Annotated in this window: 23 protein-coding genes and 2 tRNA genes; 18 read left to right on the top strand and 7 right to left on the bottom strand. The window is 57.4% G+C overall.

Annotation, left to right across the window (positions count from 1 at the left end):
• Positions 1–66 precede the first annotated feature (66 nt).
• The 4 genes from BM063_RS11690 to BM063_RS11675 are packed head-to-tail and all read left to right on the top strand — an operon-like array spanning position 67 to position 3,700.
• Positions 67–1,077 carry a FecCD family ABC transporter permease gene (locus tag BM063_RS11690; protein ID WP_425439159.1) on the top strand — a complete coding sequence of 337 codons (1,011 nt, stop codon included), beginning with the start codon at positions 67–69 and terminating at the stop codon, positions 1,075–1,077.
• A complete protein-coding gene (locus BM063_RS11685; RefSeq protein WP_092039200.1) occupies positions 1,074–2,120 on the top strand; it encodes a FecCD family ABC transporter permease in 1,047 nt (348 codons plus the stop codon). The genes BM063_RS11690 and BM063_RS11685 overlap by 4 nt, the downstream gene beginning before the upstream one ends.
• A 13-nt stretch (positions 2,121–2,133) precedes the next feature.
• Positions 2,134–2,958 (top strand): ABC transporter ATP-binding protein, encoded by an 825-nt coding sequence (locus tag BM063_RS11680; protein WP_092039198.1) that lies wholly within the window; start codon positions 2,134–2,136, stop codon positions 2,956–2,958.
• A complete protein-coding gene (locus BM063_RS11675) occupies positions 2,927–3,700 on the top strand; it encodes an IucA/IucC family C-terminal-domain containing protein (RefSeq protein ID WP_092039196.1) in 774 nt (257 codons plus the stop codon). The genes BM063_RS11680 and BM063_RS11675 overlap by 32 nt, the downstream gene beginning before the upstream one ends.
• A 25-nt stretch (positions 3,701–3,725) precedes the next feature.
• On the opposite strand, the gene BM063_RS11670 is transcribed toward BM063_RS11675, so the two are convergent.
• The 5 genes from BM063_RS11670 to BM063_RS11650 form a co-directional block, all read right to left on the bottom strand.
• Positions 3,726–4,226, bottom strand: coding sequence for a CRISPR-associated protein Cas4 (locus BM063_RS11670; RefSeq protein WP_177199128.1), 501 nt, complete (start codon positions 4,224–4,226; stop codon positions 3,726–3,728).
• 11 nt (positions 4,227–4,237) lie between these two features.
• Positions 4,238–4,495, bottom strand: a complete 258-nt coding sequence (locus BM063_RS11665) for a hypothetical protein (RefSeq protein WP_092039190.1) — start codon at positions 4,493–4,495, stop codon at positions 4,238–4,240.
• Positions 4,496–4,732: 237 nt separating this feature from the next.
• Complete coding sequence (locus BM063_RS11660) at positions 4,733–5,566, bottom strand: hypothetical protein (protein ID WP_092039188.1); 834 nt, start codon at positions 5,564–5,566, stop codon at positions 4,733–4,735.
• Positions 5,563–6,852: an MFS transporter gene (locus BM063_RS11655; protein WP_177199127.1), complete on the bottom strand. Its 1,290-nt coding sequence runs from the start codon at positions 6,850–6,852 to the stop codon at positions 5,563–5,565. Before BM063_RS11655 ends, BM063_RS11660 begins: the two co-directional genes overlap by 4 nt.
• Before the next feature lie 84 nt (positions 6,853–6,936).
• Entirely contained in the window at positions 6,937–7,959 is a 1,023-nt protein-coding gene (locus BM063_RS11650; protein WP_092039184.1) for an NADP-dependent oxidoreductase, read from the bottom strand.
• A 192-nt stretch (positions 7,960–8,151) separates the two neighbouring features.
• Between BM063_RS11650 and BM063_RS11645 the strand changes: the two genes are divergently transcribed.
• The 10 genes from BM063_RS11645 (at position 8,152) to BM063_RS11600 (ending at position 16,056) form a co-directional block, all read left to right on the top strand.
• Positions 8,152–8,634, top strand: coding sequence for a GNAT family N-acetyltransferase (locus tag BM063_RS11645; RefSeq protein ID WP_245752245.1), 483 nt, complete (start codon positions 8,152–8,154; stop codon positions 8,632–8,634).
• Between the two features lie 278 nt (positions 8,635–8,912).
• On the top strand, positions 8,913–9,503 hold the full coding sequence (locus tag BM063_RS11640; RefSeq protein WP_092039180.1) for a TetR/AcrR family transcriptional regulator: 591 nt from the start codon (positions 8,913–8,915) through the stop codon (positions 9,501–9,503).
• Positions 9,500–10,441: a 1,2-phenylacetyl-CoA epoxidase subunit PaaA gene (gene paaA / locus BM063_RS11635; protein WP_092039178.1), complete on the top strand. Its 942-nt coding sequence runs from the start codon at positions 9,500–9,502 to the stop codon at positions 10,439–10,441. The genes BM063_RS11640 and paaA overlap by 4 nt, the downstream gene beginning before the upstream one ends.
• Before the next feature lie 21 nt (positions 10,442–10,462).
• Complete coding sequence (locus BM063_RS11630) at positions 10,463–10,885, top strand: phenylacetic acid degradation protein (RefSeq protein WP_092039176.1); 423 nt, start codon at positions 10,463–10,465, stop codon at positions 10,883–10,885.
• A 151-nt stretch (positions 10,886–11,036) separates the two neighbouring features.
• Positions 11,037–11,831: a 1,2-phenylacetyl-CoA epoxidase subunit PaaC gene (gene paaC, locus BM063_RS11625; RefSeq protein ID WP_092039175.1), complete on the top strand. Its 795-nt coding sequence runs from the start codon at positions 11,037–11,039 to the stop codon at positions 11,829–11,831.
• 22 nt (positions 11,832–11,853) lie between these two features.
• The gene (gene paaD, locus BM063_RS11620; protein ID WP_092039174.1) at positions 11,854–12,330 is read left to right on the top strand and encodes a 1,2-phenylacetyl-CoA epoxidase subunit PaaD; all 477 of its coding nucleotides are present in this window, start codon (positions 11,854–11,856) and stop codon (positions 12,328–12,330) included.
• A gap of 79 nt (positions 12,331–12,409) precedes the next feature.
• Positions 12,410–13,720 carry a phenylacetate--CoA ligase family protein gene (locus BM063_RS11615; protein ID WP_092039264.1) on the top strand — a complete coding sequence of 437 codons (1,311 nt, stop codon included), beginning with the start codon at positions 12,410–12,412 and terminating at the stop codon, positions 13,718–13,720.
• Positions 13,721–13,783: 63 nt separating this feature from the next.
• Positions 13,784–14,095 carry an EthD family reductase gene (locus BM063_RS11610; protein ID WP_092039172.1) on the top strand — a complete coding sequence of 104 codons (312 nt, stop codon included), beginning with the start codon at positions 13,784–13,786 and terminating at the stop codon, positions 14,093–14,095.
• A 55-nt stretch (positions 14,096–14,150) separates the two neighbouring features.
• Positions 14,151–15,650 (top strand): aldehyde dehydrogenase family protein, encoded by a 1,500-nt coding sequence (locus tag BM063_RS11605; RefSeq protein ID WP_092039170.1) that lies wholly within the window; start codon positions 14,151–14,153, stop codon positions 15,648–15,650.
• A 13-nt stretch (positions 15,651–15,663) separates the two neighbouring features.
• The gene (locus BM063_RS11600) at positions 15,664–16,056 is read left to right on the top strand and encodes a thioesterase family protein (RefSeq protein ID WP_092039167.1); all 393 of its coding nucleotides are present in this window, start codon (positions 15,664–15,666) and stop codon (positions 16,054–16,056) included.
• Between the two features lie 77 nt (positions 16,057–16,133).
• On the opposite strand, the gene BM063_RS11595 is transcribed toward BM063_RS11600, so the two are convergent.
• Positions 16,134–17,336, bottom strand: a complete 1,203-nt coding sequence (locus BM063_RS11595; RefSeq protein ID WP_092039165.1) for an anti-sigma factor — start codon at positions 17,334–17,336, stop codon at positions 16,134–16,136.
• Between the two features lie 795 nt (positions 17,337–18,131).
• Between BM063_RS11595 and BM063_RS11590 the strand changes: the two genes are divergently transcribed.
• The 4 genes from BM063_RS11590 to BM063_RS17300 all read left to right on the top strand — a co-directional run bounded on the left by BM063_RS11590 (position 18,132) and on the right by BM063_RS17300 (position 22,567).
• Positions 18,132–18,218 (top strand) — tRNA-Leu (locus tag BM063_RS11590).
• 1,041 nt (positions 18,219–19,259) lie between these two features.
• Positions 19,260–19,336, top strand: a tRNA-Pro gene (locus tag BM063_RS11585).
• Positions 19,337–20,624: 1,288 nt separating this feature from the next.
• Entirely contained in the window at positions 20,625–21,332 is a 708-nt protein-coding gene (locus tag BM063_RS11580; RefSeq protein ID WP_092039163.1) for a creatininase family protein, read from the top strand.
• A 722-nt stretch (positions 21,333–22,054) separates the two neighbouring features.
• Positions 22,055–22,567, top strand: a complete 513-nt coding sequence (locus BM063_RS17300; RefSeq protein ID WP_143085333.1) for a hypothetical protein — start codon at positions 22,055–22,057, stop codon at positions 22,565–22,567.
• Here the strand turns inward: BM063_RS17300 and BM063_RS11575 are convergent.
• Positions 22,522–22,829, bottom strand: a 308-nt coding sequence (locus BM063_RS11575) for a transposase (RefSeq protein WP_177199125.1), incomplete at its 5' end; no start/stop codon positions are given. The two genes, BM063_RS17300 and BM063_RS11575, sit on opposite strands and share 46 nt — an antisense overlap.

The raw sequence follows: 22,829 nt of genomic DNA, 5'->3' as shown, positions 1-22,829 counted from the left end.
CATTGACAGTTGTAACAAACCCGTATAGACTGGTGGTGAGATCTTTCACAGAAAGGTACGAATCCGTTGAGCGCATGGATCAAGACCACGCGGCAAAAAATTGCGGGCCTTGTGCTGGGAGGCGCCTTGGTCATCCTGTTCGCATGCTGCAGTGTGGTGTACGGCTACACTGAAGTGGGATGGAAGACGGCGCTTCAGTCCCTGACCGATTTCAACGGTTCCAAGGAGCACATCATCGTGCTGGAAAACCGCATTCCGCGGGCGTTGATCGGGGCGGCGGTCGGCGTGAGCCTGGCGGTCGCCGGCGCCCTGTTGCAGGGGCTGACGAGAAATCCCCTGGCTTCGCCGGACATTTTCGGCATCAACGCGGGGGCCGGCTTCTTCATCGTCTTGTCGGCCACCTTCTTCTCCGTTTCATCCATTCATCAATTTGCCTGGCTCGCCTTTTTCGGAGCGATCTTGTCCACGCTCATCGTCTACTTGCTGGGTGCCGCGGGGCAGGGCGGCCTGACGCCCGTGAAGCTGACGCTGGCGGGCGCGTCGCTGTGGCTCCTGTTCGCCTCCTTGACCCAGGGGATGCTGGCTTTGAACGAAAAGGCCCTGGAGGAAGTGCTGTTCTGGCTGGCGGGATCCGTGGAGGGCCGAAAGCTGGAGGTGCTCCTGGCGGTCCTGCCCTATCTGGCCGCCGGCTGGCTGGGGGCGCTCCTGCTTGCCGGGCAGATGAATGTGCTGTTGATGGGGGAAGATGTGGCCGTCAGTTTGGGGCAGCGGACCGTCATCGTCAAAATTCTCGCCGGTGTCGTCATCGCGCTGCTCGCGGGCGGGTCCGTCGCCGTCGCGGGGCCCGTGGGTTTTATCGGCGTGGTGATCCCCCACATCGCGAGGGGGCTGGTGGGGATGGACCAGCGCTGGGTGATTCCCTACAGCGCCCTGCTCGGAGCGCTCCTGCTGCTCCTCGCCGACATCGGCGCGCGGTACGTCATCATGCCCAATGAAGTTCCGGTGGGGGTCATGACCGCTTTGATCGGGACACCCTTCTTCGTGTACATCGCGCGAAGGGGGTTGAGTCGGTTATGAGCCGTTATCTTCCCTTTCGCCTGAGACGGGTCTCCCTGCTGATGGACAAAAAAGCGGTCGCCCTTTTGGGGATCCTTTTGGTCCTGGTCGCCGGCGTGGCGGTCCTCAGCCTCGGCACCGGGGATATGGCCATCCCGCCGGTGGAGGTGGTCAAAGCCCTCTTCGGAGCGGGGGAGGGGATGCATGAATTGGTGATCCGCTCCTTCCGGCTTCCCCGCATTCTCCTGGCCGTGCTGGCGGGGATGGCGCTGGCGGTGTCCGGCGCCGTGCTGCAGGGGATCATCCGCAATCCGCTGGCGTCGCCGGACCTGATGGGGATCACCGGTGGAGCGTCTTTTGCGGTGGTCAGTTTTTACACCGCCTTCAGCGACCGGGCGAACGCCCTGACCGTCAGCGTCCAATGGCTGCCCCTGGCGGCCTTCCTCGGCGCCTTTCTCGTGGGGGCGGTCGTCTACGCGCTGGCCTGGAAGGGAGGGGTGACCCCCCTGCGGCTCGTGTTGATCGGCATCGGATTGACCCACGCCATGCAAGCCTTGACCACCATCATGATCATCTTCGGGCCGATCTATCTGGCCACGCAGGTTCACATTTGGACGACCGGAAGTGTGAACGGTTCCAATTGGAACCACGTCACCACCCTTCTTCCCTGGGTGCTGTTGCTGGTCGCCTTCGTCTGGATCGGCGCGCGAAAGCTGAACGTCCAGGAGCTGGGCGAGGATATCGCGAGGGGCGTGGGAAGCAGGGTTCAGCGGGAGCGGCTGCTTCTATTGGCCTGCAGCACGGCCCTCGCGGGGGGAGCGGTGGCCTTTGCCGGAGGAATCGGCTTTGTCGGACTGATGGCGCCGCACATCGGGAGAAGGCTGGTCGGACCCTCTTACGGGGCGCTGATTCCGGTGTCCGCGCTGATCGGCGGCCTGTTGGTCATGGGAGCGGATTGGATCGGACGGACGGCGTTTTCTCCCCTGGAGGTCCCCGCGGGTGTGTTTACTTCGGCGATCGGCGCACCTTATTTCATCTATCTGTTGATTCGGAGTCGAAATTGAAGGGGTGTCGGGGATGAATGCGCTGGAAACGAAATCCCTCACATTGGCCTACGGGGATCAGCCGGTGATCGAAAATCTGGATCACTGCTTCCCGAAGGGGAAGATCAGCGTTCTGATCGGCTCGAACGGCAGCGGAAAATCCACCCTGCTCCGCTCCCTGGCGCGGCTGTTGAAGCCCCGGAAGGGTTCCGTCATCCTCGACGGGAAGGCGATCACCACCCTGTCCACCAAGGCGGTGGCCCGGAAATTGGCCATTCTGCCCCAGTCGCCGGAGTGCCCCGAGGGCCTTACGGTGCTGCAGCTGGTGAAGCAGGGGCGGTATCCCTATCAAAACTGGATGCGGCAATGGTCGGAAGAGGATGAGCGGGCCGTGAAAAGGGCGCTGAAAATCACCAATCTGGAAGGTTTCGAGGAGCGCACGGTGGATTCCCTTTCCGGCGGACAGCGGCAGCGGGTGTGGATCGCGATGGTGCTGGCCCAGGAGACCGACACGATCTTGCTGGACGAACCGACCACCTATCTGGATTTGTCCCACCAGCTCGACATCCTGGATCTGCTGTACGAACTGAACCGAAGCGAAGGAAGGACCATCATCATGGTGCTTCACGATTTGAATCTTTCCGCCCGGTATGCGGACAACATGGTGGTGGTGCACGACAAGACGGTGTATGCCCACGGAAAACCGGAGTCGATCATCACCCCGGAACTGGTGAAAAGGGTGTTCGGCATCGAATGCCTGGTCATGAAGGATCCCGTTTACGGAAAACCGTTGTGCATTCCATGCGGAAAAGGGAGACGAGCGGAAGATGAAAACCTTCGTGCTGTCGACACTCAGTGAGGAGGACGTGATCCGCCTCGAAAAGGATTGCAACCTGGCGGTCCGGCTTCAACCCGACGCCGGCCGGATCGACCCCCGCGCCTTGATGGACGGGGATCAGGCGGCATACTTGCTTCGCGACTTGACGGACCGGCTGCGGTTCCCTTCCCTGTACGTCACCGCTTCCCTGCTCCTCAAACAATACAGTTACTGCCTGTTGATGCCGACCTTGTATGCCATGACCCTGTTGGATAAGGGACTCAAGGTCGGAGCGGACAACTGCCTGTTGGAAGTCACTTTTCCCGGGGAAGGCGCCTGGCGGGCCCGATTGCACCTGAAGGAGCGGGAGGTCTCCTCTCCCGAAGGGAGCGACCGCGCCTCCTGGCGGGAGGAAATTGTCGGGGCGGTGTTCCGGGATCATCTTGCGAAAGTGATCCGGACGGTTTCCCGGGTCTCCGGCCTGTCGCCCACCGTTCTCTGGGAGAATGCGTCGATCTACTTCTACTGGATGTACGAAACCTACATGCCGGGGAAAGCCGGGGAGGAGAAGAGAAGTCGCATCAACGAGGATTTTCACTGCCTGCTGAGCGCCCATCCTTCGCTGTTCGGAGAACGAAAAAATCCGCTCAAGCGGTTCTTCTGCGAGAAGTGCTGCCTTCCCGGATGCGACCAGCCGGTGCGGATCCGCAAAACCTGCTGTCTCTATTGTGAAGTCGGGGACGGGCAGCTGTGCCAAACCTGCCCGAAACGGCGCTGCCGCTAAAGCTTCTGGCGCTTTGTCGCCCTTTTCATGCGTACCGTTTCTTTTCGCAAACGGGGTTGTAAAGGCAGCGCCTGCATTGGTTTGCCGTCGCGGATACGAAGGTTTCTCCCGTCTCTTCCACGTGTCTCATCTGTTGCAACACGGCGAGGAGCTCCCTTTTCATTTGATCATCCCAATGGTAGCGGAAGGTTTTCCCGTTGGAATAACGGATTTCCCCGCCTTCGACGGGTTTGCCGAATCGAACTTTGGCAAGCCGCATATAGGCGGCCAATTGCATGATGTGGCCGCGATAGGCGGTGTTTTTCTTTGGAGCCCCCGATTTGATCTCGACGATATGCAAGCGGCCGTCGTTTTCCCAAACCTCGTCCGGCTTCCCCTTGATTCCCCATTCCGGGTCCACCCAGGCGCGGCCGCATCCGTTCATGTCGGAGTAAAGCAGCTTTCCCTTCGGTTTCCGTTTTCTTCCCTTTTGGACCCAATACCCGATCAGGACGGCGATCAATAAGAGCGCAAGAAAAAGTTCCATCCTCATCCCCCCTAACGGGTGATCAGCCAAAGGCATATCAAACCGAAGACAACCCCCAAACCGATCAGCAAGACCTGGCTCTTCGGCACGGCCGCCTCCCTTTGCCGGAAATGCTTGTGGTATTCAATTCCCTCTTCCAACCGGTGCGTGTCCGGCTTTTGCGGCCAATGCAGCTTTCCTTGTTCCTCCAGCTTTTCCAGGCGAAATTGTTCCTGGCAGTAGCAAAACTTTTGAATCTCCGATGCGGTGAAAATCCGCTTTTTTGGCATTTTATCCACTCCTTTCGTTTATAATTATAAATTGAATTTCATTATTATTACAACAGGTATAACCCGTTTCAGGTAAGGAAATGAGACATGGCCGTCTCTTCACCCCGGTGATGTCTCGAGGGCACGATTTCTGATTCCTATTAGGCCGTCGCCCAACCGGGCCAAAGAGAGAACAAAAAAGCCGGAGGAGAAAGGAAGGTCCCTTTCCGCCCCCGGTATGACGGCGCCCGCCCCTTTTCATTCAAATCGGATCAGAATCCCCGCTTTGTCGTCGGAGACCTTGAATCGGGGCATCCGTGCGCAGGTTGGGTCCCGACGTTCTTCCCGTAAGAGTTCATCCATCATCGTCGCCAACCCCTCTTGCCCGATCCTTCGGACCCACTCCGCTTCATCCCTGTGCCGGGGAACCATGCCGTCCGTGACGAGCAGGAGGAAGGAGAGGCCTTTGAGGGACAGGGTTCCTGACTGCAAATGCTTCTCCAGGGCGGGATCTCCGTTGATCACGGGATAGCCCCCCGGACGGTTTGCCCGTGCGCGGTTTTTCCGCAGATCTTCCCGGATCGGTTCCGGGAGGACTCCATCCGGTCGGCTCCCTTCGAATTCTTCCACCCACCGGGAAAGGACCAGATCGTCCAGGGGTTTGACCCGGTCCTCGGCAAGGGACAGGACCTCGCCGTCGCGGCTTGCGGCATAGATCTTGCAGTCGCCGCTTTGCACCCATTCCAAATGATCCCCCCGGATTTGAACCACGGCGTGGGCCGCGCTCCAGCGGCGGGACGGATCGGAGACATCCACCCCGTACGACTGCATGAGGGTCCGGAGCCTCCGGTTGGCTTCCAGGGTGAGAAAGCGGAGGGAAGCGGAATCCTTCTCCCCAAGAGAAGTGCTCACCACCGTTTCCATGGCGATCCGGCCGGGAGTCCGTCCGAGGGGATCGCGCACGGGATCGAATCCGGTCGCCCCGTCCACCACTCCGTATCGATGGGCGGGTGGATGGAGGATCAGCCCGTCTTCGTTCCAATCGCCCGTCCCCCTGCGGGTGCAGCTTTCGATTGTCCGGATTCCTTTCACTTTTTTCTCTCCTCGCGCCGAGTGATTTCGTTGACGCGGACGACACCGGCGGAGCATGCGGAATCCGCTCCGCCGGCCCTCTCCTTTTTCCCCGCCCGCCCGCAGGATGGACTCCGGTGCCAGAACCAGGCCATGGCGGCGAAGCCCGCGGCCGCTGTCGCGTAGACCCGCCAGAGATCCGCCCCGGATTCCATCAGCAAATAGGCCAGGACCGGTCCGACCGCCGCTCCCAGATCCTGGGCCAAAGCGGTCAGGGGCAACAGGGAATCGTTGCGGGTGCGGACCGCTTCATCCGCGGCGAGGGCGTCGGAGAGGGTGGTGAGGGACGTTCCCGTCAGCAGAACCAAAAGGGTTGCCGCCGTCCACAGCGGAAACGCCGAGGAGATCAACATTGCCGACAACCCCGCGGCGGAAAGGATGAGCGAGGCCACAAACAAAGGGATCCTGCCCGACGTGCCGTCCGACCAGCGACCGATTCGCCCCGCCAGGAACGGTTCCCACCCCCATCGCGCGCCCTGAAGGATTCCGGACCAGGCGGTGGCGGCCAGGGTGAAGCCCATAAGCGTCACCGTTTCGCCGAAGCGGAGAATGAAGGCGCTCAGCGTGGAGGGGAGAATCCCCTGAAAGACCAGGGCCACCCAAAAAACGCTGAACAGTACGGGAAAGGCCCTTCCCCACCCGAGCGGATGGCGGGCCGGTTTTTCTTTTTTTGCTTCGGCCTCCCTTCCGGAAACCGTTTCGGAAGGGAAAGAAAGGAGCAGGAAGATTCCGACCAGGGACAGGCCTCCAAAGAGCAGCGACGTGTCCCGAAGGCCGATCCAGGGACCCAACAGGCCGCCCGCCGCCATCCCGACGAGGCTTCCCAAACGGTACAAACCGTTGTAGGTCCCCGTCATTTCCCCCCGGTTCTTCCCGCTTGCAGCGCGGATGATCGCATAGTATCCACCGATCCGCAAAAGCGACCATGCCACCCCCCAGAGCGAGCGGAGGAGCAGCCAGGCCGGCAGACCGTCGGCGAAGCCGTATCCGACGGTCGTCAGACTGCCCAGGACGACGGCGAGAAGGATCCCCGCGCGAAGGGAGATTTTCCGATACATCCGCCCGACCAGCGGATGAATCGGCAGGCGGATCCACCGGTTGACGGACAGGATCAGCCCCACTTCCCAGAGGGAGGCGATGCCCCCTTCCCGCCAGTAGATGGGCAGCACGATATACAGCATGGAATCGCCCAGGAGGCAGAGCGCCGTAACCAGTCCCAGCATGACCACCGGTTTCTTTCCAGTCAAAGCGGTTCTCATCTCCGTTTTTGCCTGCCGATGCCGGCGTGAAAAGGGCGAGGGAGCTTCCGCCCCTCGCCTGACGGCGGGATGTCACCCCTGCGGGTCGGCCACCTTGACCAGCTGTTTGCCGATGTTTTCGCCCCGAAACAGGCCGAGGAAGGCCCGGGGCGTGTTTTCCAGCCCTTCGATGATGGTTTCCCGGTATTTCAGTTTTCCCTGGGACACCCACTCGGCCAGCCGCTTCATCCCCTCCGGGAACCGGTCGGCGTAGTCGGAGACGATGAATCCCTTCACCATCGCGCTGTTGATCAGCAACCGGGTGAAGTTCCGCGGCCCCACATCGGGTTTTTCCAGGTTGTACAGGGCGATTTGGCCGCACAGGACGATGCGGGCCTGATAATTGATCCTGGTCAAGACGGCGTCGGTGATGTCTCCGCCGACGTTGTCGAAGTAGATGTCCACCCCCTTCGGGCAGGCCTGTGAGAGGGCCTTTCTCATGTCGGGGACGGTTTTGTAATTGATCGCCGCATCGAAGCCCAGTTCCTCCGTGATGTACCGGATCTTTTCCTCCGATCCGGCGATGCCGACCACGCGGCAGCCGTGGAGCTTGGCGATCTGCCCCGCGGCGCTTCCCACCGCGCCGGCGGCTCCGGAGACCACCACCGTTTCGCCGGGCTTCGGCTTGCCGATGTCCATCATGCCGAAATAGGCGGTAAGTCCGGGCATTCCCAGGACGCCCAAGGCGGTGGTGATGGGCGCCAGGTTGGGATCGATTTTGGTCAGATGCTTGCCGGAAGCGACGGAATAATCCTGCCAGCCGAGCTGGCCGACCACGAAATCCCCTTTGGCGAAGTCGGGGTGGCGGGAGAGGGCCACCTCACCGACGACCCCGCCGACGATCACTTCACCCAGGGGGAAGGGGGGGACGTAGGATTTTCCTTCGTTCATGCGTCCGCGCATGTAGGGGTCGACCGACAGATACAGCGTCCGGACGAGCACCTCATTTTCCCGGGGTTCGGGAATCGCTTCCTCGGTTAGTTCAAAGCAGGACTCATCCGGCATTCCCTTGGGACGGCGGACGAGTCGAATTTGGCGATTGATCGGCCTGGTCATGGTGATCCCTCCGTTGTTTCTTCCTTGGTCTTGATCCAGGGTGATGATTTCGTGATTTCCATCACTTCTTCGTTCCTACCCTTCAGCGCCCCTTCCAAAACGGTGCGGATGGGATCGCGTTGAGACGGTTTGGCCGCCATCGGCGCGGGGAAGAAACTATGCACGAATCCCTTGAGAAGGAAAGGCTCGGAGGTGGATGGATGGATGCGGGCCGGGACGAGGATTCGCCCCGCGCGGCCGGAGGAGGCAAAGCGGCTCAGCGACCTGGCTTTTCGCTCCAAAGCGCACTGGGGATACGATGAGGGATTTATGGCTAAGTGCCGCGATCCCCTGAAGGTTTCTCCGGAGAACATTGCCGAGGGAAGGGTTTTTGTCCTGGAGGATGGGGGAAGGATACGGGGATTTTACGAGCTGACCGGAGAGGGTTCGCGGAAAGAATTGTCCTTTCTGTTTGTGGAGCCGGACGATATCGGAAAAGGGTACGGAAAGGCCCTGTGGCTTCACGCGGTCCGGACGGCGAAAGTCCGGGGAGCCGACCGGATTCTCATTCACAGCGATCCCCATGCGGAGCCCTTTTATCGGGCGATGGGAGCGAGACGGGTGGGGGAGGTTCCTTCGACGGCCATTCCGGGACGCATGCTGCCGCTGATGCAGTTCGACCTGCGCCGCCCCTGATGCCGTTTGTTCAAGGCCGGTGAAGCGCCGTCCGGCGGGTGCAAGCGGCCTTTCATGAAGGGTCCCCCGGGACGCCCGGGGAGACAACCGGCTCCTGGGACCGGGACGGGTGAGAGGCGATGAAGGCGCTAAAGAAAATCCGGGGAAAGCGAAAGGGAAATGCGCCTTCGCCTCTTTTTTCTTTTATTTTTTTCAGTTATTTCTTATTGACAGAATCAATATCATCGGTATATTCTAAAAACAAGCAAGCGCTTGTTTTAGACAAAGGAGTCATTGCAATGCCTCGAGTGGGGAGAAAAGAACGGATACTGGAGGTGGCCCGGCGCTTCTTCAGCACCAAGGGATATCACGGAACGACGATCCGCGACATCTCCGAAGCCAGCGGCATTTTGTCCGGCAGTCTGTATGCCCATATCAACTCGAAGGAAGACCTGCTCTTCGAGATCACCGACCGGGGAGCGGAAGCCTTCCTCGGTTCCCTTCGCCCCATTGTCGAGGGGCCGGGATCGCCGCGGGAGAAATTGCGGCGGGGATTGACGGCCCACGCGAGGGTGGTGGCGGACAACCTGGAGGGTGCGACGGTCTTCTTTCACGAGTGGAAGGCTCTGTCGAAGGAGCGGAGAGAAATCATTCAACGGAAACGGGACGAGTACGAATCCCTTTGGGCCCGCATCTTTGAAGAGGGCATCGAAAAGGGGGAGTTCTGCGGGCGAGATCCCAAATTTGCCCGCCTCCTGGTCCTTTCGGCGGCCAACTGGATGTACCAGTGGTACCAGCCGGAGGGGCCCTTGACCCCGGAAGAGATCGCCGATCGCTTCGCGGAGATCATTCTGTCGGGCATTGCTGTCCACAAGGAGGGAGAAGGATGAGTCTCGATGAGCGCCATGCCCAGTTCATGGAGCGGATTCGGCGGGGCGAAAAGATCGAAGCGACGGACTGGATGCCGGATGAATACCGGCAACTTCTCATCAAGCTGATCCACATGCACGGGATCAGCGAGGTCATGGGGGTGTATCCCGAGAAGCAGTGGGTTCCCAAGGCCCCCAATCTCCGGCGCAAGTTGAGCCTGATGGCCAAGGTGCAGGACGAGATGGGACACGGCCAACTGCTTCTCCGGGTGGTGGAGGATCTGGCCGCCCCCCTCGGCAAAAACCGGGAGGACCTGATAACGGACATTTTTCTCAGCCGGGTCAAGTTTCACAACGTGTTCCACATGGACGCGGAAACCTGGGCGGATGCCGGGTTGATCGGATGGCTGGTGGACGGGGCGGCGATCATCACCCAGGTGTCGCTGCTGGAGACCTCCTATGCCCCTTACGCCCGGGTGTTGAAGCGGATCTGCGCCGAGGAGAGCTTCCACATGCAGCACGGGGAAAACATCATCCTCGCCATGGCGATGGGCACCCAAAAGCAGCGGGACATGCTGCAGGATGCCCTGAACCGCTGGTGGGAATCCCTGCTGTTCTTCTTCGGTCCGCCGCAGATCACCGACGCCGCCCGCCGGATGCTCGAATACCGGATTCGGGTCAAGACCAACGAGGAGCTGCGCCAGCAGTTTCTGGACAAGTACGTCCCGCAAATCCGCGCCCTCGGTCTCAAGGTGCCGGATCCGGAGCTTCACTACGATGAAGAGAAGAAGCGGTGGGTATACACGCCGCCGGATTGGGAGAAGTTTTCCCGGATCGTGCGCAAAAATTGCGGTCCCAAGTCCCAGGAGCGGATCCAGTTGCGCAGGCAGGCCCACGAAGGGCAGCGTTGGGTGCGCGAGGCGATGCTCCGTTCGGCGCGGGCGGCCGCCGCGGTTTGAGCAGGGAAAGGGGGTTCGGCCATGGAGGAGCGGGAAGAAAAACTGGAGTTCGGCGTTTATGAGGTGTTCGTCCAAAAGTCGGCCCTGGATCATCACCAGCATGTGGGCAGCGTGATCGCTCCTTCCCCGGATGTGGCGCTGATTACGGCCCGGGAGAATTTTCTGCGCCGCGACCCGGCGGTCAACCTGTGGGTGGTTCCCCGGGAATCCATCCACGCCGCGCCCTCCGAAGGGGATTATTTCGCCCGGGAGCTGGACCGCCGATACCGGAAGGTCTCCGGTTATTCGGAAAACGGGCGGCTGTGGAAGATGTTCAAGGAGGGGAATCCGGATTTCGACGAGATGATCCGCTACTTTGAGGAAAAGGAAGCGGAGAGGAGAAAGTCCCTCCTCGTGTCGGACGGGGAAAAGGATTCCGGACGGTCCCGGCGGGGCCGTTTTTGAAGCGGGGGAAGGGAGGGCGCGCCGCAGGCGGACGTCAACGGCGCCTTCCGCCCCCCCGCCGGGGGCTTTGTCGCCGGGCCTTTCGGGGCTTTTTCCCGAAAGGGATGGCCGGGCTTTGCACGAGGAATATGCGGGAGCGGGGTGATGGCCGATGCGTGTGGAGTCAGCGTCAGAAGCGGCAAAAATCAGTGGGTACCGGGAAGCGCTGACCGAGCTGTTGTTCCAGCTGGCGGATGACGAACTCGTCATGGGGCACCGCGATTCCGAATGGTTGGGATTGGCCCCGGATATCGAAGAGGATGTGGCGTTCAGCTCCATCGCCCAGGACGAGGTGGGACACTCCGTTTACTTCTACGAGCGGCTCCACGAACTGGGGGAAACCGATTCCGACCGCCTCGCCTTTGGCCGGGAAGCGAACCGGCGCCGCAACGCGGTGGTGCTGGAGCGTCCCAACGGAGACTGGGCCTATACGATCGCCCGTCACTTCTTCTACGATGTGTTTGATCAAATTCGATTGGAAGCGCTTTCGACCTCCGGTTACGTTCCCTTGGCCCATGGGGTGACCAAGATCCGGCGGGAGGAACATTATCATCTCCTCCACATGCGCCTGTGGTTCACCCGGCTGGGGTCGGCCGGTGGGGAGGCGACGGAGCGCATGCGCCGGGCGGTTCGGGATTTGTGGCCGGAAATCGGCGGACTCTTTTCGCTGGGAGACGCGGAGAGCCGGCTGTTGGAATTCGGCATCATTCCCTTTGGAGCCGCCGAGCTCAAGAGGCGTTGGGAGCAGCAGGTGCGCCCCGCCTTTGAGGAGGCGAAGCTTCCCTGGCCGGGTTCTCCGGCTGCGCCCGATTTGGACGGGAGAAAGGGGCAGCACACCCCCGATTTGGAACGCTTGCTGGATTCGATGACGGAGGTGTTCCGGTTGGATCCGGCCGCCCGGTGGTGATCGGGGGAAGGAGGTGATCCGCATGAGCGACAACAGGAGTGCCCTGTGGCAGGCTTTGCAAGAGGTGAAAGACCCGGAGATACCCACGATCAGTCTGGTGGACCTGGGGATGATTCATCGCCTGCTGGTGGAGGGGGACCGGGTGACGGTGGAGATTTTGCCCACCTTTGTCGGGTGCCCCGCGTTGGACATCATCCGACGGGACGTGCGGAACCGCCTCCTTCAGGTGGAAGGCGTGGCCGACGTGGAGGTCAAGTTCGTGTATGATCCTCCCTGGACTTCGGATCGAATTACGGAGGAGGGGAGAAAGCGCCTGGCCTCCTTCGGGATTGCTCCTCCCCGTCCCGCCGGGGAAAATCCCATGGATATCGTTCCTCCTTGCCCCTACTGCGGCGCCGAAGGAGGAGAAATCCACAACCTTTTCGGGCCGACGGCGTGCCGTTCGATTTTCTACTGCAGGCGTTGCCGCCAGCCCTTTGAAGGCATGAAACCCGTATAGAGATCATAGGAAAAATGGGGGAGTGGGGGGGAGTGCCGGAAAGGAGGATGGTCGGGTGTTTCAACCGGAATGGGAATCGATGGATCGGAAGGATCTGCGGAGGCTTCAGTCGGAGAGGCTTCGGAAAGTGGTCGAAAGGGTGTACCACCGGGTGCCCTTCTACCGCCAACGGTTTGACGAGGCGGGCATCACTCCGGAGGACATACGGGGAGTGGAGGATCTTCACCGCCTGCCCTTCACCCGCAAGGCGGATCTCCGGGAACAGTACCCCTTCGGCCTTTTTGCCGTCGATCTGAAGCAGGTGATCCGCATCCACGCGTCGTCCGGCACCAAAGGGAAGCCGACGGTGGTGGGATACACCCGCAAAGACATCGAGCATTGGGCGGACGTGTGCGCCCGGGCCATTGTCGCCTCCGGCGGTCAGCCCGGGGATGTGCTCCACAACGCCTACGGCTACGGCCTGTTTACCGGGGGGCTGGGTCTTCACTACGGCGGCGAGCGGTTGGGCATGACGGTGGTTCCCGTGTCCGGCGGCAACCGCTCGCGGCAGGTCACCCTGATTCAAGATTTTCGTCCCCGGGGGATCTGCGGGACGCCCTCCTTCGTGCTGAGCCTGGCGGAAGCGATGATCGAAGCGGGCAAAAACCCCCGGGACACGTCGCTGAAGTACGGAATCTTCGGAGCGGAAGCCTGGTCCGAGGAAATGCGGCGCACCCTGGAGGAAACCTGGGACATCGACGCCATCGATATTTACGGCCTGTCGGAAGTGATCGGTCCCGGCGTTTCCATCGAGTGCCGGGAGGCGAAGGACGGCCTGCACATCGCCGAGGATCATTTCCTGCCCGAGGTGATCGACCCCGAGACGGGCGAACCGCTGCCCGAGGGGGAGTTCGGCGAGCTGGTGTTCACCTCCCTGACCAAGGAGGCAAACCCTGTCATTCGTTACCGGACGGGGGATATCGCCGCGCTGTACACGGAGCCGTGCCGCTGCGGGCGCACCCATGTCCGGATGTCCCGCATCAAGGGGCGGATCGACGACATGTTGGTGATCCGCGGCGTCAATGTCTTCCCTTCGGAAGTGGAGCAAGTGGTGCTGGGAATGGAAGAGGTGGCGCCCCACTACCAGCTGGTGGTGTCGAAGGAAGGGGTGATGGACAAGCTGGTTCTCGAGGTGGAGTTGTCGGAAACCTTTGTCCGCCACCTGGGCCCCTCCTTCTCCCTGGAGCACGAATCCTGCGGAAAGCTCTCCTTCCGCCTGCGTGCCAAGTTGAAGGATGTGCTCGGCGTGACGACGGAGGTTGTCCTGCGTGAGCCACGGACCATTCCCCGGAGCGAAGGGAAGGCCGTCCGGGTGATCGACCGGCGCAATCCGGTGAAGATGAAGGGATAAGCAGGGATTTTCGGCTGCCTTATTGGACAGAGCATCATCCTACGTAGGAAAGAGGGATCTGTCATGGTCAAACTGATTGCCCTTTACCGCCATCCCGAAGACAAAAAGGCCTTTGACGACCATTATTGGAATGTGCACGCTCCCTTGGCCGAGAAAATGCCGGGGCTGAAAAAGCTGGAGGTGACCCGCCTGGTGGGGACGCCGATGGGCGGGGAGGCGCCCTATTATCTTTTGGCCGAGATGTATTTCGAAGACCGCGGGGCCCTGGACGCGGCGATGTCCTCCGCCGAGGGCAAGGCGGCGGCCAAGGATCTGATGGGATTCGCCGGTTCCCTGGTGACGATGATGATCGGCGAAGTCGCCGAGGGGAAGTGATCTTAAGGCCGAGCTTCGGCCCGAGCTGGAAGCCGGAAAAGAGGAGGATGATTGGATGCTGAAGGAAAAGCCCGCACTGTTGAAAGAGGAGTATCACCTGCTGATCAACGGAGAACACGTTCCCAGTTCTTCCGGCGAGTACTTTGACACCTACAATCCGGCCACCGGAGAGGTGATCGCCCGGGTGGCCAAGGCGACGCGGAAGGACGTGGACAAAGCCGTTTCCGCCGCCCGCGAAGCTCTGGAAAACAGCAAATGGGCCCGTTGGCCGGCTTCCCGCCGCGGCCAGATCCTGAACAAGGTGGCGGCGATCATGCGGGAGCGCTTCAACGAGCTGGTGGAGCTGGAGGTCATCAACAGCGGCAAGGCCCTGTCCGCCGCCAGGGGTCAGATCATGCAGGCCATTGAGGACTTCGAGCTGTATGCCGGGGCGGTTTCCACCTTGTCGGGAAGCACCAAGCCGGTTCCGAACGGATTTTTCCATTATACGGTGAAGGAGCCGGTCGGCGTCTGCGCCCAGATCGTGCCCTGGAACTATCCGCTGATGATGGCGGCGTGGAAGGTGGCTCCGGCGCTGGCCGCCGGATGCACCATTGTGCTGAAACCGGCCACCCTGACGCCGATCACGGCTCTCACGCTGGCGGACATTTGTCACGAAGCGGGAGTTCCCGCCGGGGTGATCAACGTGATCACCGGAAGCGGCACCGATGTGGGCGCCTATCTCACGGAGCATCCCGGCGTGGACAAAGTGGCCTTCACCGGGGAAACGAAGACCGGGAAAGACATCATGGCCCGGGCCTCCGAGACGCTGAAGCGGGTCACCCTGGAGCTGGGCGGCAAATCGCCCAACATCATCTTCGAGGATGCCGATCTGGAAGCGGCGGTGAACGGATCCCTCTTCGGCATCTATTACAACACCGGGCAGTCCTGCGAAGCCCGTTCCCGGCTGTTTGTCCACGAAGCGATTTATGACGAGTTCCTGGAGCGGTTTGTGGAAAAGGCGAAAAAATTGAAGGTGGGCGACCCCATGGACCCGGACACCCATGTGGGGGCGGTCATTTCCGCGGGTCAGCTGGAAGTGATCGATTCCTACGTCCGCCTGGCGGAAAAGGAAGGGGCCCGGGTGCTCTACGGCGGAAAACGGCCGGAGGGTCCCGAATTTGAAAAGGGACACTGGTACATGCCCACCGTCATCGTCGATGTGACCAACGACATGCGCGTGGCCCAGGAGGAGATTTTCGGTCCGGTCGTGGTGGTGATGAAGTTCAGCGACGAGCGGGAAGTGATCCGCTTGGCCAACGACACCATCTACGGATTGGCCGCCTCCCTCTGGACCCGCGATTTCAGCCGGGCCCACCGCGTGGCGGGACAGTTGAAGGCGGGCGTGGTCATGATCAACAATCCCTTCTCCGCCTTCCCGGGCTTGCCCTTCGGGGGTTACAAACAGTCCGGATTCGGGCGGGAGCTGGCCATCGAATCGCTGGACCTGTACACCGAGACCAAGAGTGTCCTTTCCTACATCGGTTCCAAGCCCCTCAACCCCTTCGGCGTTTGAGGGGGAGCGGCCTGTGAAACCGGGACTTCATCCAGGTCATCGGGAGACGATGAGCATCACGGTGACGGAGGATATGACCGCCGCCTTCGGCGGGGAAATGATCCATCCCGTCTTATCCACCGTGACCATGGTTTATTACATGGAATGGGTGGGGAGAAAGGTCATCCTTCCCTTCCTCGAGGAAGGAGAAGAAGGGGTGGGCGGTTCCATCACCGTGGAGCACCGTTCTCCCGCCCCCATCGGGAAGCAAGTCACTTTTATTGCCGAGGCGACGGAAGTGAAGCCCAACAAGGTGGTTTGCCGGGTGGTCGCCAAACATGACAAAGCCATCGTGGGAGAGGGGACGTTTACTCAGGTGATTTTGCCGGTGGAGAGAATTCATCGGCGCATTGAAGAGATGAAATGAGGGGGATGGTTCCCCCTCTTTTTGCAAAAGATAAGCCTGCTGACCGCCGATCGCGTCAGCAGGCTTCAATGGTTTTTTTACAGCTTGATGCCCACTTTGATAATGCCCAGATTCAGGTTTATGTCCAGCAGCCTCTTGTTGGAAGAGCTCCCGCTGTTGTTGCTGCCGGCGTTGGTATTGTTATTGTTGGTATTGTTGTTATCAGTGTTTGTGGTGTTGTTCGTATTGTTGGTGGGGGAAGTGGTTTGGCTGCCTTTGTCCGCTTGGTTCGCGTCGTTTTTCGGTTGCGTCACTTGCGGCTTTTGTTGCACCGGATTGGAACGGGAAGGAGCCTGGTTCAAGGATTGTTTGGTGCCGGTGCTGCGGGTCTTTTTCAGGGTGCCCGCTCCGTGGGAATAGGAATACCGGCTTTCCTTGCCGTCGCTCATCCGGGAGACATCGATGGATTGGGTGAGGTTTTTCCCTTGCCGGCTGACGGATTCGCTTTTCTTTTTCGCCGTTTTATAACGGCCGTTGAGGAACGTGTTTTTCTCCCAGGTGGGTGACAGGGCGGCAACGAGCATGTCGCGCCCCATCGGTTCCTTTTCATACCGTTTTTCCTTGGTGATGGTGATTCCCTCGATGGAGCCGTAATCGGTCAACCGGGAAGCGAACATGACCGTTCCGTCCTCGGAAGGATCGACGGTTCCGAGGGATTCCACCCGATCGCCGGAGTGTTTCCACACCTGATATACGTGGTTGGAGGACGGCTTCAATCCCCGAATGGCAATGGCCAGTTTTTTCTCGTCGGGGTTGTCGGTTTTCAGGATGTACAGCGTACCGGTCGCGCGGACTCCCGGAGCCGCCGTCATGAGAATGGTCCGTTCCGCATTGTTCAGGCCCTCCAAATCGTCTTCCGTGACGATGGGATTCGCCTGGGCGTTATTGGTGTAATTCGACGCCCCCTGATTGTTGTGGGAATACCCCGTCAGGAGCAGCAACAGGGAAGCGGCGGTCGAACCGACGAGAACCCATTTTTTCTGGCGTTTTCTGCGTTCCTTCCGCGGAGGCAGCGCCCAGTATTTCGGATCTGCGGGCCTCGTGGAGACGGTGATCGAACGGGCTTGTCCGCTTGTCCGACGAGCCGGTCTTGGTTGCACCCTCGCCCGGTGCCGGCGGATTTTTTCCCGGCAGCGGGGGCACCGTTGCAGATGCTCCTGGTAAACGGGCTCCTCCACCGCCAAGCCGTCACGAATGTGGAAGTCCGTCAGGGTACAAAGGTATTCATCCCTCAATCGCATGTACCAAATCCCCCTTGCCTCGCGGCGCTCTGCGCCGGACGATCACTCTTCAGTTTCTCCATCGGACCTGGAAAATCCTTCATGAACCAACGCGTGTATGAAAAGATTCATCGATCACATTCTGGAGAATCGATGCCTGTCACGTATGAAATTACGGATGTTTGGGATGAAGGATTTGCCCCAACGACAGCGTTACAAAGAGTACTGCCGAGTACCCCAGTGTCACCGGGTACATGGTACCACGTTATCCTTGAATAGGCTATACAACGTAAGTATAAGATTGTCGGGCATACAATGAATATTTATTGAAAACCGGATGGATCATTCTTCGCAAATTTCCTATTTTAAAGTCGCAAAAAAATTTTCCTCGGCAGGGAAGGGAAGACTGCGCCGCGAAAGCGGAATGCTTGCATTTTCCAGAAGCCATGCGAAACGTCGAAACAGACAAGATGTGAAATCACAAATCGGACGAAAGATATTCATCCGTGTTGAAGCCGTTCATCACGGTGCCGTGAAGCAAAAAAGCCCGGGAAATCGGCGTACTGACGCAAAATCAAGGGATCGACCGCGAATCGACTAGACAAAAAGTAGTAAAAGGGGAGCAGGGTGTACCTTACACTTCTGCGTCTTGTGGCCGAAAAAGGCAGCCTTCGCAGGAAATCACCCCGAAGCAGGGAAAGGATTTGTCGAGGGGTGTTGACATTTCATATCCGGTCGTGTTATATTATGCATTGTCCGGTTGAGGATCATTCCTGGTGCAGCAGGGGCAAATCCAACAACCACAAGACCTGACATGCCGAAGTGGCGGAATTGGCAGACGCGCACGACTCAAAATCGTGTGGTCTTACGACCATGTGGGTTCGACTCCCACCTTCGGCACCAGTTTAAAATTGGGCTTTCGAAGCCCAATTTTATTTTGCCCAAAATGGATTCTTGCGCAGGCCAAACATCGACGGTTGACGGGCGGGTAAACCCTATCGGCCAAGCCCACCTTCGCAAGGCTCGGCGTTCGGCCTGTTTTTCTTTACACAAAAGGGTCGGGGGATTTTTTTGGCAGAGATCAGGCCACCGACAAAAGTTCACGGAGCAAGTGTGGAAACAGGTGAGACAGGGGACAAATCAGGGCCTTGCAAATTCGGAACGGACACCGGAGAATTAAACCCCTTGAACGACTATCCGGGGATCGAAACACATTTATCACGCCTTTCTATCCCATGCCAAAAGCGTCCATCACTCCAGTCTGTCGTGCATTGATTTCTTCTTTGTCCGCATCGCAAGCGATCACCGGCACTTTCTCAGTTCAAGTTGCGTTCTGTTTATACACGCCATTCCGACTTCCCTGTGATGGTTGACTGCAAAAAAGCAAGGACATCAGGTTTGTTGGTCAATCTTCGCCACAGCTTATCGGGAACCGGAACGGGCCATTTTTTGCGCCCTGTAGTCTCCCATGAAGAGCGTCTGAACACCGCCGTCCGGAGAACCGAAGGGATCTAGAGAAGGAACCCGGCCGCTTTTGCGGAAAACCTCCTCTCGGTGGAAGGCGCCATCGGGTCCCCTTACGATTCCTCACATCAAGCGGTGAGCCGGGCCTCCCGCGGCAGATTGGATGGATCGGGTGGAATGAAAACGGTGCGCCCGTCGATGGGCAGACTCATTTTGGATGAAGGCACCCTACCCTCTTCAACCGGCGTATACCGGATGGATGAACACCGGTCTCATTTGGTTTATAAGACACCCCATCGAATACTCGTTTGATGAAAATTTCTGGGGCTTCACTTTCCTGGACCCCTGTGTTATCATGTTCTATGCGAATAATGCGGAGGACAATAAGGAAGCCTTTAAATCGTTCCCGTCATATCCCTTGTCCGAATCAAGCAGTTTTGCCTTTGGTGCAATTTTTTATCAAAAAATCAAATTTCCTTACGGGGCGTGGCTCAGCTTGGTAGAGCACCTGGTTTGGGACCAGGGGGTCGTCGGTTCAAATCCGGCCGCCCCGACCAAGAATGACGGGGGTTTTCAGCCCCCGTCATTTTATTTCCCGGCCCGACTTCTAACGAATTTCTAACCTTTAGTCGGTTAAAGCGTCTTGATCCAGAATCTGATCGAACATTTTTGCGGCTTCGCGTTGTATGCTCGGAATTACATGAGAGTAAATGTCCATTGTAACGCTGATGTTTGCATGTCCAACCACAATTTAGTAAAAGGTGAAATCAAGGGGATCAAGCTATACAGGGCAAAAGGGGATTTACTGTAAAGGGGAAAATGAACGGTTCTCAATCAACTCAACTTAAGATGTCGTCGACCTCCGATGATGCAAAAACCCCTGGAGGTCGACGACACTTTCATTTTCTTCCAAATCTCCAAAAGCCAAGTGAAAGAAGGGAAACAGCCGTTTTCCCAATTGACGAAATTATTCCCAAAGGTTATAGTGTAAATATGTAAATGATGGATTTGGCGGGCTTTTTCAGGGGGTTTGTAGGTTACCTATGAGGGATTGAAACGAGGCTGGCCGTCTTCCCGCCCCGCCTGGCCATACCCGGTTTGTAGGTTACCTATGAGGGATTGAAACGTCATTGGACGCTAAAATCAATGTTCTCGACATTTAGGAGCGTTTGTAGGTTACCTATAAGGGATTGAAACCTACAGTCTGTCTGCAATAACAAACGAGGCCGCTTCCGTTTGTAGGTTACCTATAAGGGATTGAAACCTCGTCAAGGGTCTGCGTCGCTCGCTCGGCGCTTCGCGTTTGTAGGTTACCTATAAGGGATTGAAACACCCTCCACCAGCGATTATCCGGGGCTTGAGAATTTGGGGTTTGTAGGTTACCTATAAGGGATTGAAACACTTCAGGATTCCCGCAACAATCGCACTTCGACCAAGTTTGTAGGTTACCTATAAGGGATTGAAACTGTGGTTACAGCTGCTTCCTCTGTTGGATCATCCACGTTTGTAGGTTACCTATGAGGGATTGAAACGTAGATTTTCTCCTCCAGCCGTTTAATCTGCTCGTGTTTGTAGGTTACCTATGAGGGATGAATTTTGCGAACACCGGGAGCTTCGGCCAAAACCCCGGAGGTGTTCGCAAAATGGCGTAGAAGTCCAATTATACCAAGAAATTCAGCATCTGCTGTCACAATAAGAACACCTCAGTATAGAGGATTGAAACTCCCATCCAAAGGGGAGAGTCCCCGATCCTTTGTCGTCACAATAAGAACGCCTCAGTAAAAATCCCAAAAAAAAGAAAAGATGGGATAACACTCAGCCTGTCACCATACAGGAGTGTGAATAATGGATTCCTTTTCGTCGTGGAACGAACTGACAGATGTAAACTTGGCCTTTCTCCCGATCGGAGCCATCGAGCAACACGGTTACCATCTTCCCATAAACACGGATGGAATCATCGCCGAGGCATTGGCAAAACAGCTCTCCAAGCGGTTTGAATCCTCTTTCTGTGTTCCGTTGTTGCCGTATTCCGCTTCCTTTGAGCACGCGGATTTTCCCGGTTGTATATCCCTTAGGGTTCATACATTGACAGCGGTGGTCACCGATATTGTCCAATCGCTGAAACGGTCAGGCATTTCAAGGATCGTTATCATCAACGGACACGGCGGGAATCATCTTCTAAGGAATATTGTTCAGGAATTGAATGTCGAAGATCCACGAACGGTATGGGGGCCGTTTCCCAACCGCCGTCACTGGGAACAAGCTTATCAGGCGGCTGGGATCACCGAGACCATTAGTCGGGACATGCATGCCGGAGAGGGAGAGACCTCGCTTATCATGCATCTGATGCCGAAAGCCGTGAAAGAAGACAAACGATCCGATTGTGATTCACCTGATCGTCCTTTCCTGGAAACCGTAGGAATGAAACCATATACCAAAAGCGGGACAATTGGCTTTCCCACTCGAGCAACCGCAGAAAAGGGAAGATTGCTCCTGCAAGCCCTGACGGATCAAATCGCATCGACCATAGAGGAAATTGGGAAGCAAAAATAAGCCGGGGATTTTCCCGCTTGTTTAAGTGAGATGAATTGTTCAAGTTAGGTGTCGTCGACCTCCGATAATGCAAAAACCCCTGGAGGTCGACGACGCTTTCATTTTCTTCCAATCCCTTAAAAGCCAAGTGGAAGAAGGGGAATAGCCATTTTCCCAATTGACGAAATTATTCCCAAAGGTTATAGTGTAAATATGTAAATGATGAATTTGGCGGGCTTTTTTCAGGGTTTGTAGGTTACCTATGAGGGATTGAAACTGTCGTAAAATTCCCATCTATACCCCCCAAGGCGCATGTTTGTAGGTTACCTATGAGGGATTGAAACTTAGACGGCATCTTTCACTTCTTGTTTGTCATCGCTGTTTGTAGGTTGCCTATGAGGGATTGAAACTCGGGTTTACCGCCCTCCAACATCACGGCCACATCCAAGGTCCGTTTGTAGGTTACCTATGAGGAATTGAAACCAAGATGAACAAGAGCACGTCCATTTTGCCCTTCTCTCCTCGGGGATAGGTATTTGTACCCCCTCTCCTAAGTTGTAGGTTACCTATGAGGAATTGAAACTTAAAACATATAAGGCCGGGATGATCCCGGCCTTTTTGCAAACAAAACTGCAAACGAAATTGCAAACAAAATTGCAAACGAACCTCAGATAATGAGAGAGAATTGCTTTGTACAGAAGATGGTTCATCCTTGAGAAATGGCGTTATTTCAAGGGTTTTCGATGATCAGGCATACGTTAAAATACGGCCCAAACACCATTACATTTAATTTGTATACAGGACAGTTGTTCACTCATGGGGCTGCAGTTATTATTCCTCGCAAAGAAGAATATTTTAAAGCTCTCTGGGCATTTGCAAGTAGTTCGGAGTTTAATCGTGAAGTTCGGAAGATCGACAAAAAAGTGAGTGTCGCTATTAAATCAATCGAATCCGCCCTTTTCGATTTCGATTATTGGCAAAGAATCGCGGCAGAGATGGATGATCCTAGGCACATTTTATGTCAAGATCTCACTCAATGGTCATTTCACGGCCATCCAGCGAAAGCCGAGGCCCATACCGTACTCCAAGTCGCTGTAGCGCGTTTGCTCGGCTACTGCTGGCCGGCAGAACAAATCCCGGAAATATGTCTCGCTACTGAAGCGCGCGAAGCACGCGATTGGGTTAATCGATGTCGTGAGCTAGTGCCCCTTCAGGCAACCTTGATCTTGTTTTGTTCTTTTAAGATGGCTTCGTGATGTTTGTTTTTGTTGCGCCAACGGATGTATGCTTGGATGGCTTTAGCCAATTCATCATGAGATGAATAATTGCTTCCTTCGAAAACGAACTTGCGAAGCGGGCCAAAATGACATTCAATCCGGTTTAACCAAGATGCATATGTCGGCGTATAGATCAACTCCACGTTGTTTTCACGGGCCCAAGTCTTGACTTTCTTATGGTGGTGAGGGGAAAAGTTGTCCAGCACAATGTACAACCGCTCACTCCGATGATAACGGCGAC

This window comes from Planifilum fulgidum (genome assembly GCF_900113175.1).
GTDB classification, from domain to species: Bacteria; Bacillota; Bacilli; order Thermoactinomycetales; family DSM-44946; genus Planifilum; species Planifilum fulgidum.
This window is presented reverse-complemented; position numbering and strand designations above follow the sequence as displayed.

Coding starts and splice junctions, on each gene's coding strand:
- BM063_RS11685 (WP_092039200.1), top strand. CDS start 1,074: ATGAGCCGTTATCTTCCCTTTCGCCTGAGACGGGTCTCCCTGCTGATG.
- BM063_RS11680 (WP_092039198.1), top strand. CDS start 2,134: ATGAATGCGCTGGAAACGAAATCCCTCACATTGGCCTACGGGGATCAG.
- BM063_RS11675 (WP_092039196.1), top strand. CDS start 2,927: ATGAAAACCTTCGTGCTGTCGACACTCAGTGAGGAGGACGTGATCCGC.
- BM063_RS11670 (WP_177199128.1), bottom strand. CDS start 4,226: ATGGAACTTTTTCTTGCGCTCTTATTGATCGCCGTCCTGATCGGGTAT.
- BM063_RS11665 (WP_092039190.1), bottom strand. CDS start 4,495: ATGCCAAAAAAGCGGATTTTCACCGCATCGGAGATTCAAAAGTTTTGC.
- BM063_RS11650 (WP_092039184.1), bottom strand. CDS start 7,959: ATGACCAGGCCGATCAATCGCCAAATTCGACTCGTCCGCCGTCCCAAG.
- BM063_RS11640 (WP_092039180.1), top strand. CDS start 8,913: ATGCCTCGAGTGGGGAGAAAAGAACGGATACTGGAGGTGGCCCGGCGC.
- paaA (WP_092039178.1), top strand. CDS start 9,500: ATGAGTCTCGATGAGCGCCATGCCCAGTTCATGGAGCGGATTCGGCGG.
- BM063_RS11630 (WP_092039176.1), top strand. CDS start 10,463: ATGGAGGAGCGGGAAGAAAAACTGGAGTTCGGCGTTTATGAGGTGTTC.
- paaC (WP_092039175.1), top strand. CDS start 11,037: ATGCGTGTGGAGTCAGCGTCAGAAGCGGCAAAAATCAGTGGGTACCGG.
- paaD (WP_092039174.1), top strand. CDS start 11,854: ATGAGCGACAACAGGAGTGCCCTGTGGCAGGCTTTGCAAGAGGTGAAA.
- BM063_RS11615 (WP_092039264.1), top strand. CDS start 12,410: ATGGATCGGAAGGATCTGCGGAGGCTTCAGTCGGAGAGGCTTCGGAAA.
- BM063_RS11610 (WP_092039172.1), top strand. CDS start 13,784: ATGGTCAAACTGATTGCCCTTTACCGCCATCCCGAAGACAAAAAGGCC.
- BM063_RS11605 (WP_092039170.1), top strand. CDS start 14,151: ATGCTGAAGGAAAAGCCCGCACTGTTGAAAGAGGAGTATCACCTGCTG.
- BM063_RS11595 (WP_092039165.1), bottom strand. CDS start 17,336: ATGCGATTGAGGGATGAATACCTTTGTACCCTGACGGACTTCCACATT.
- BM063_RS11580 (WP_092039163.1), top strand. CDS start 20,625: ATGGATTCCTTTTCGTCGTGGAACGAACTGACAGATGTAAACTTGGCC.
- BM063_RS17300 (WP_143085333.1), top strand. CDS start 22,055: ATGATCAGGCATACGTTAAAATACGGCCCAAACACCATTACATTTAAT.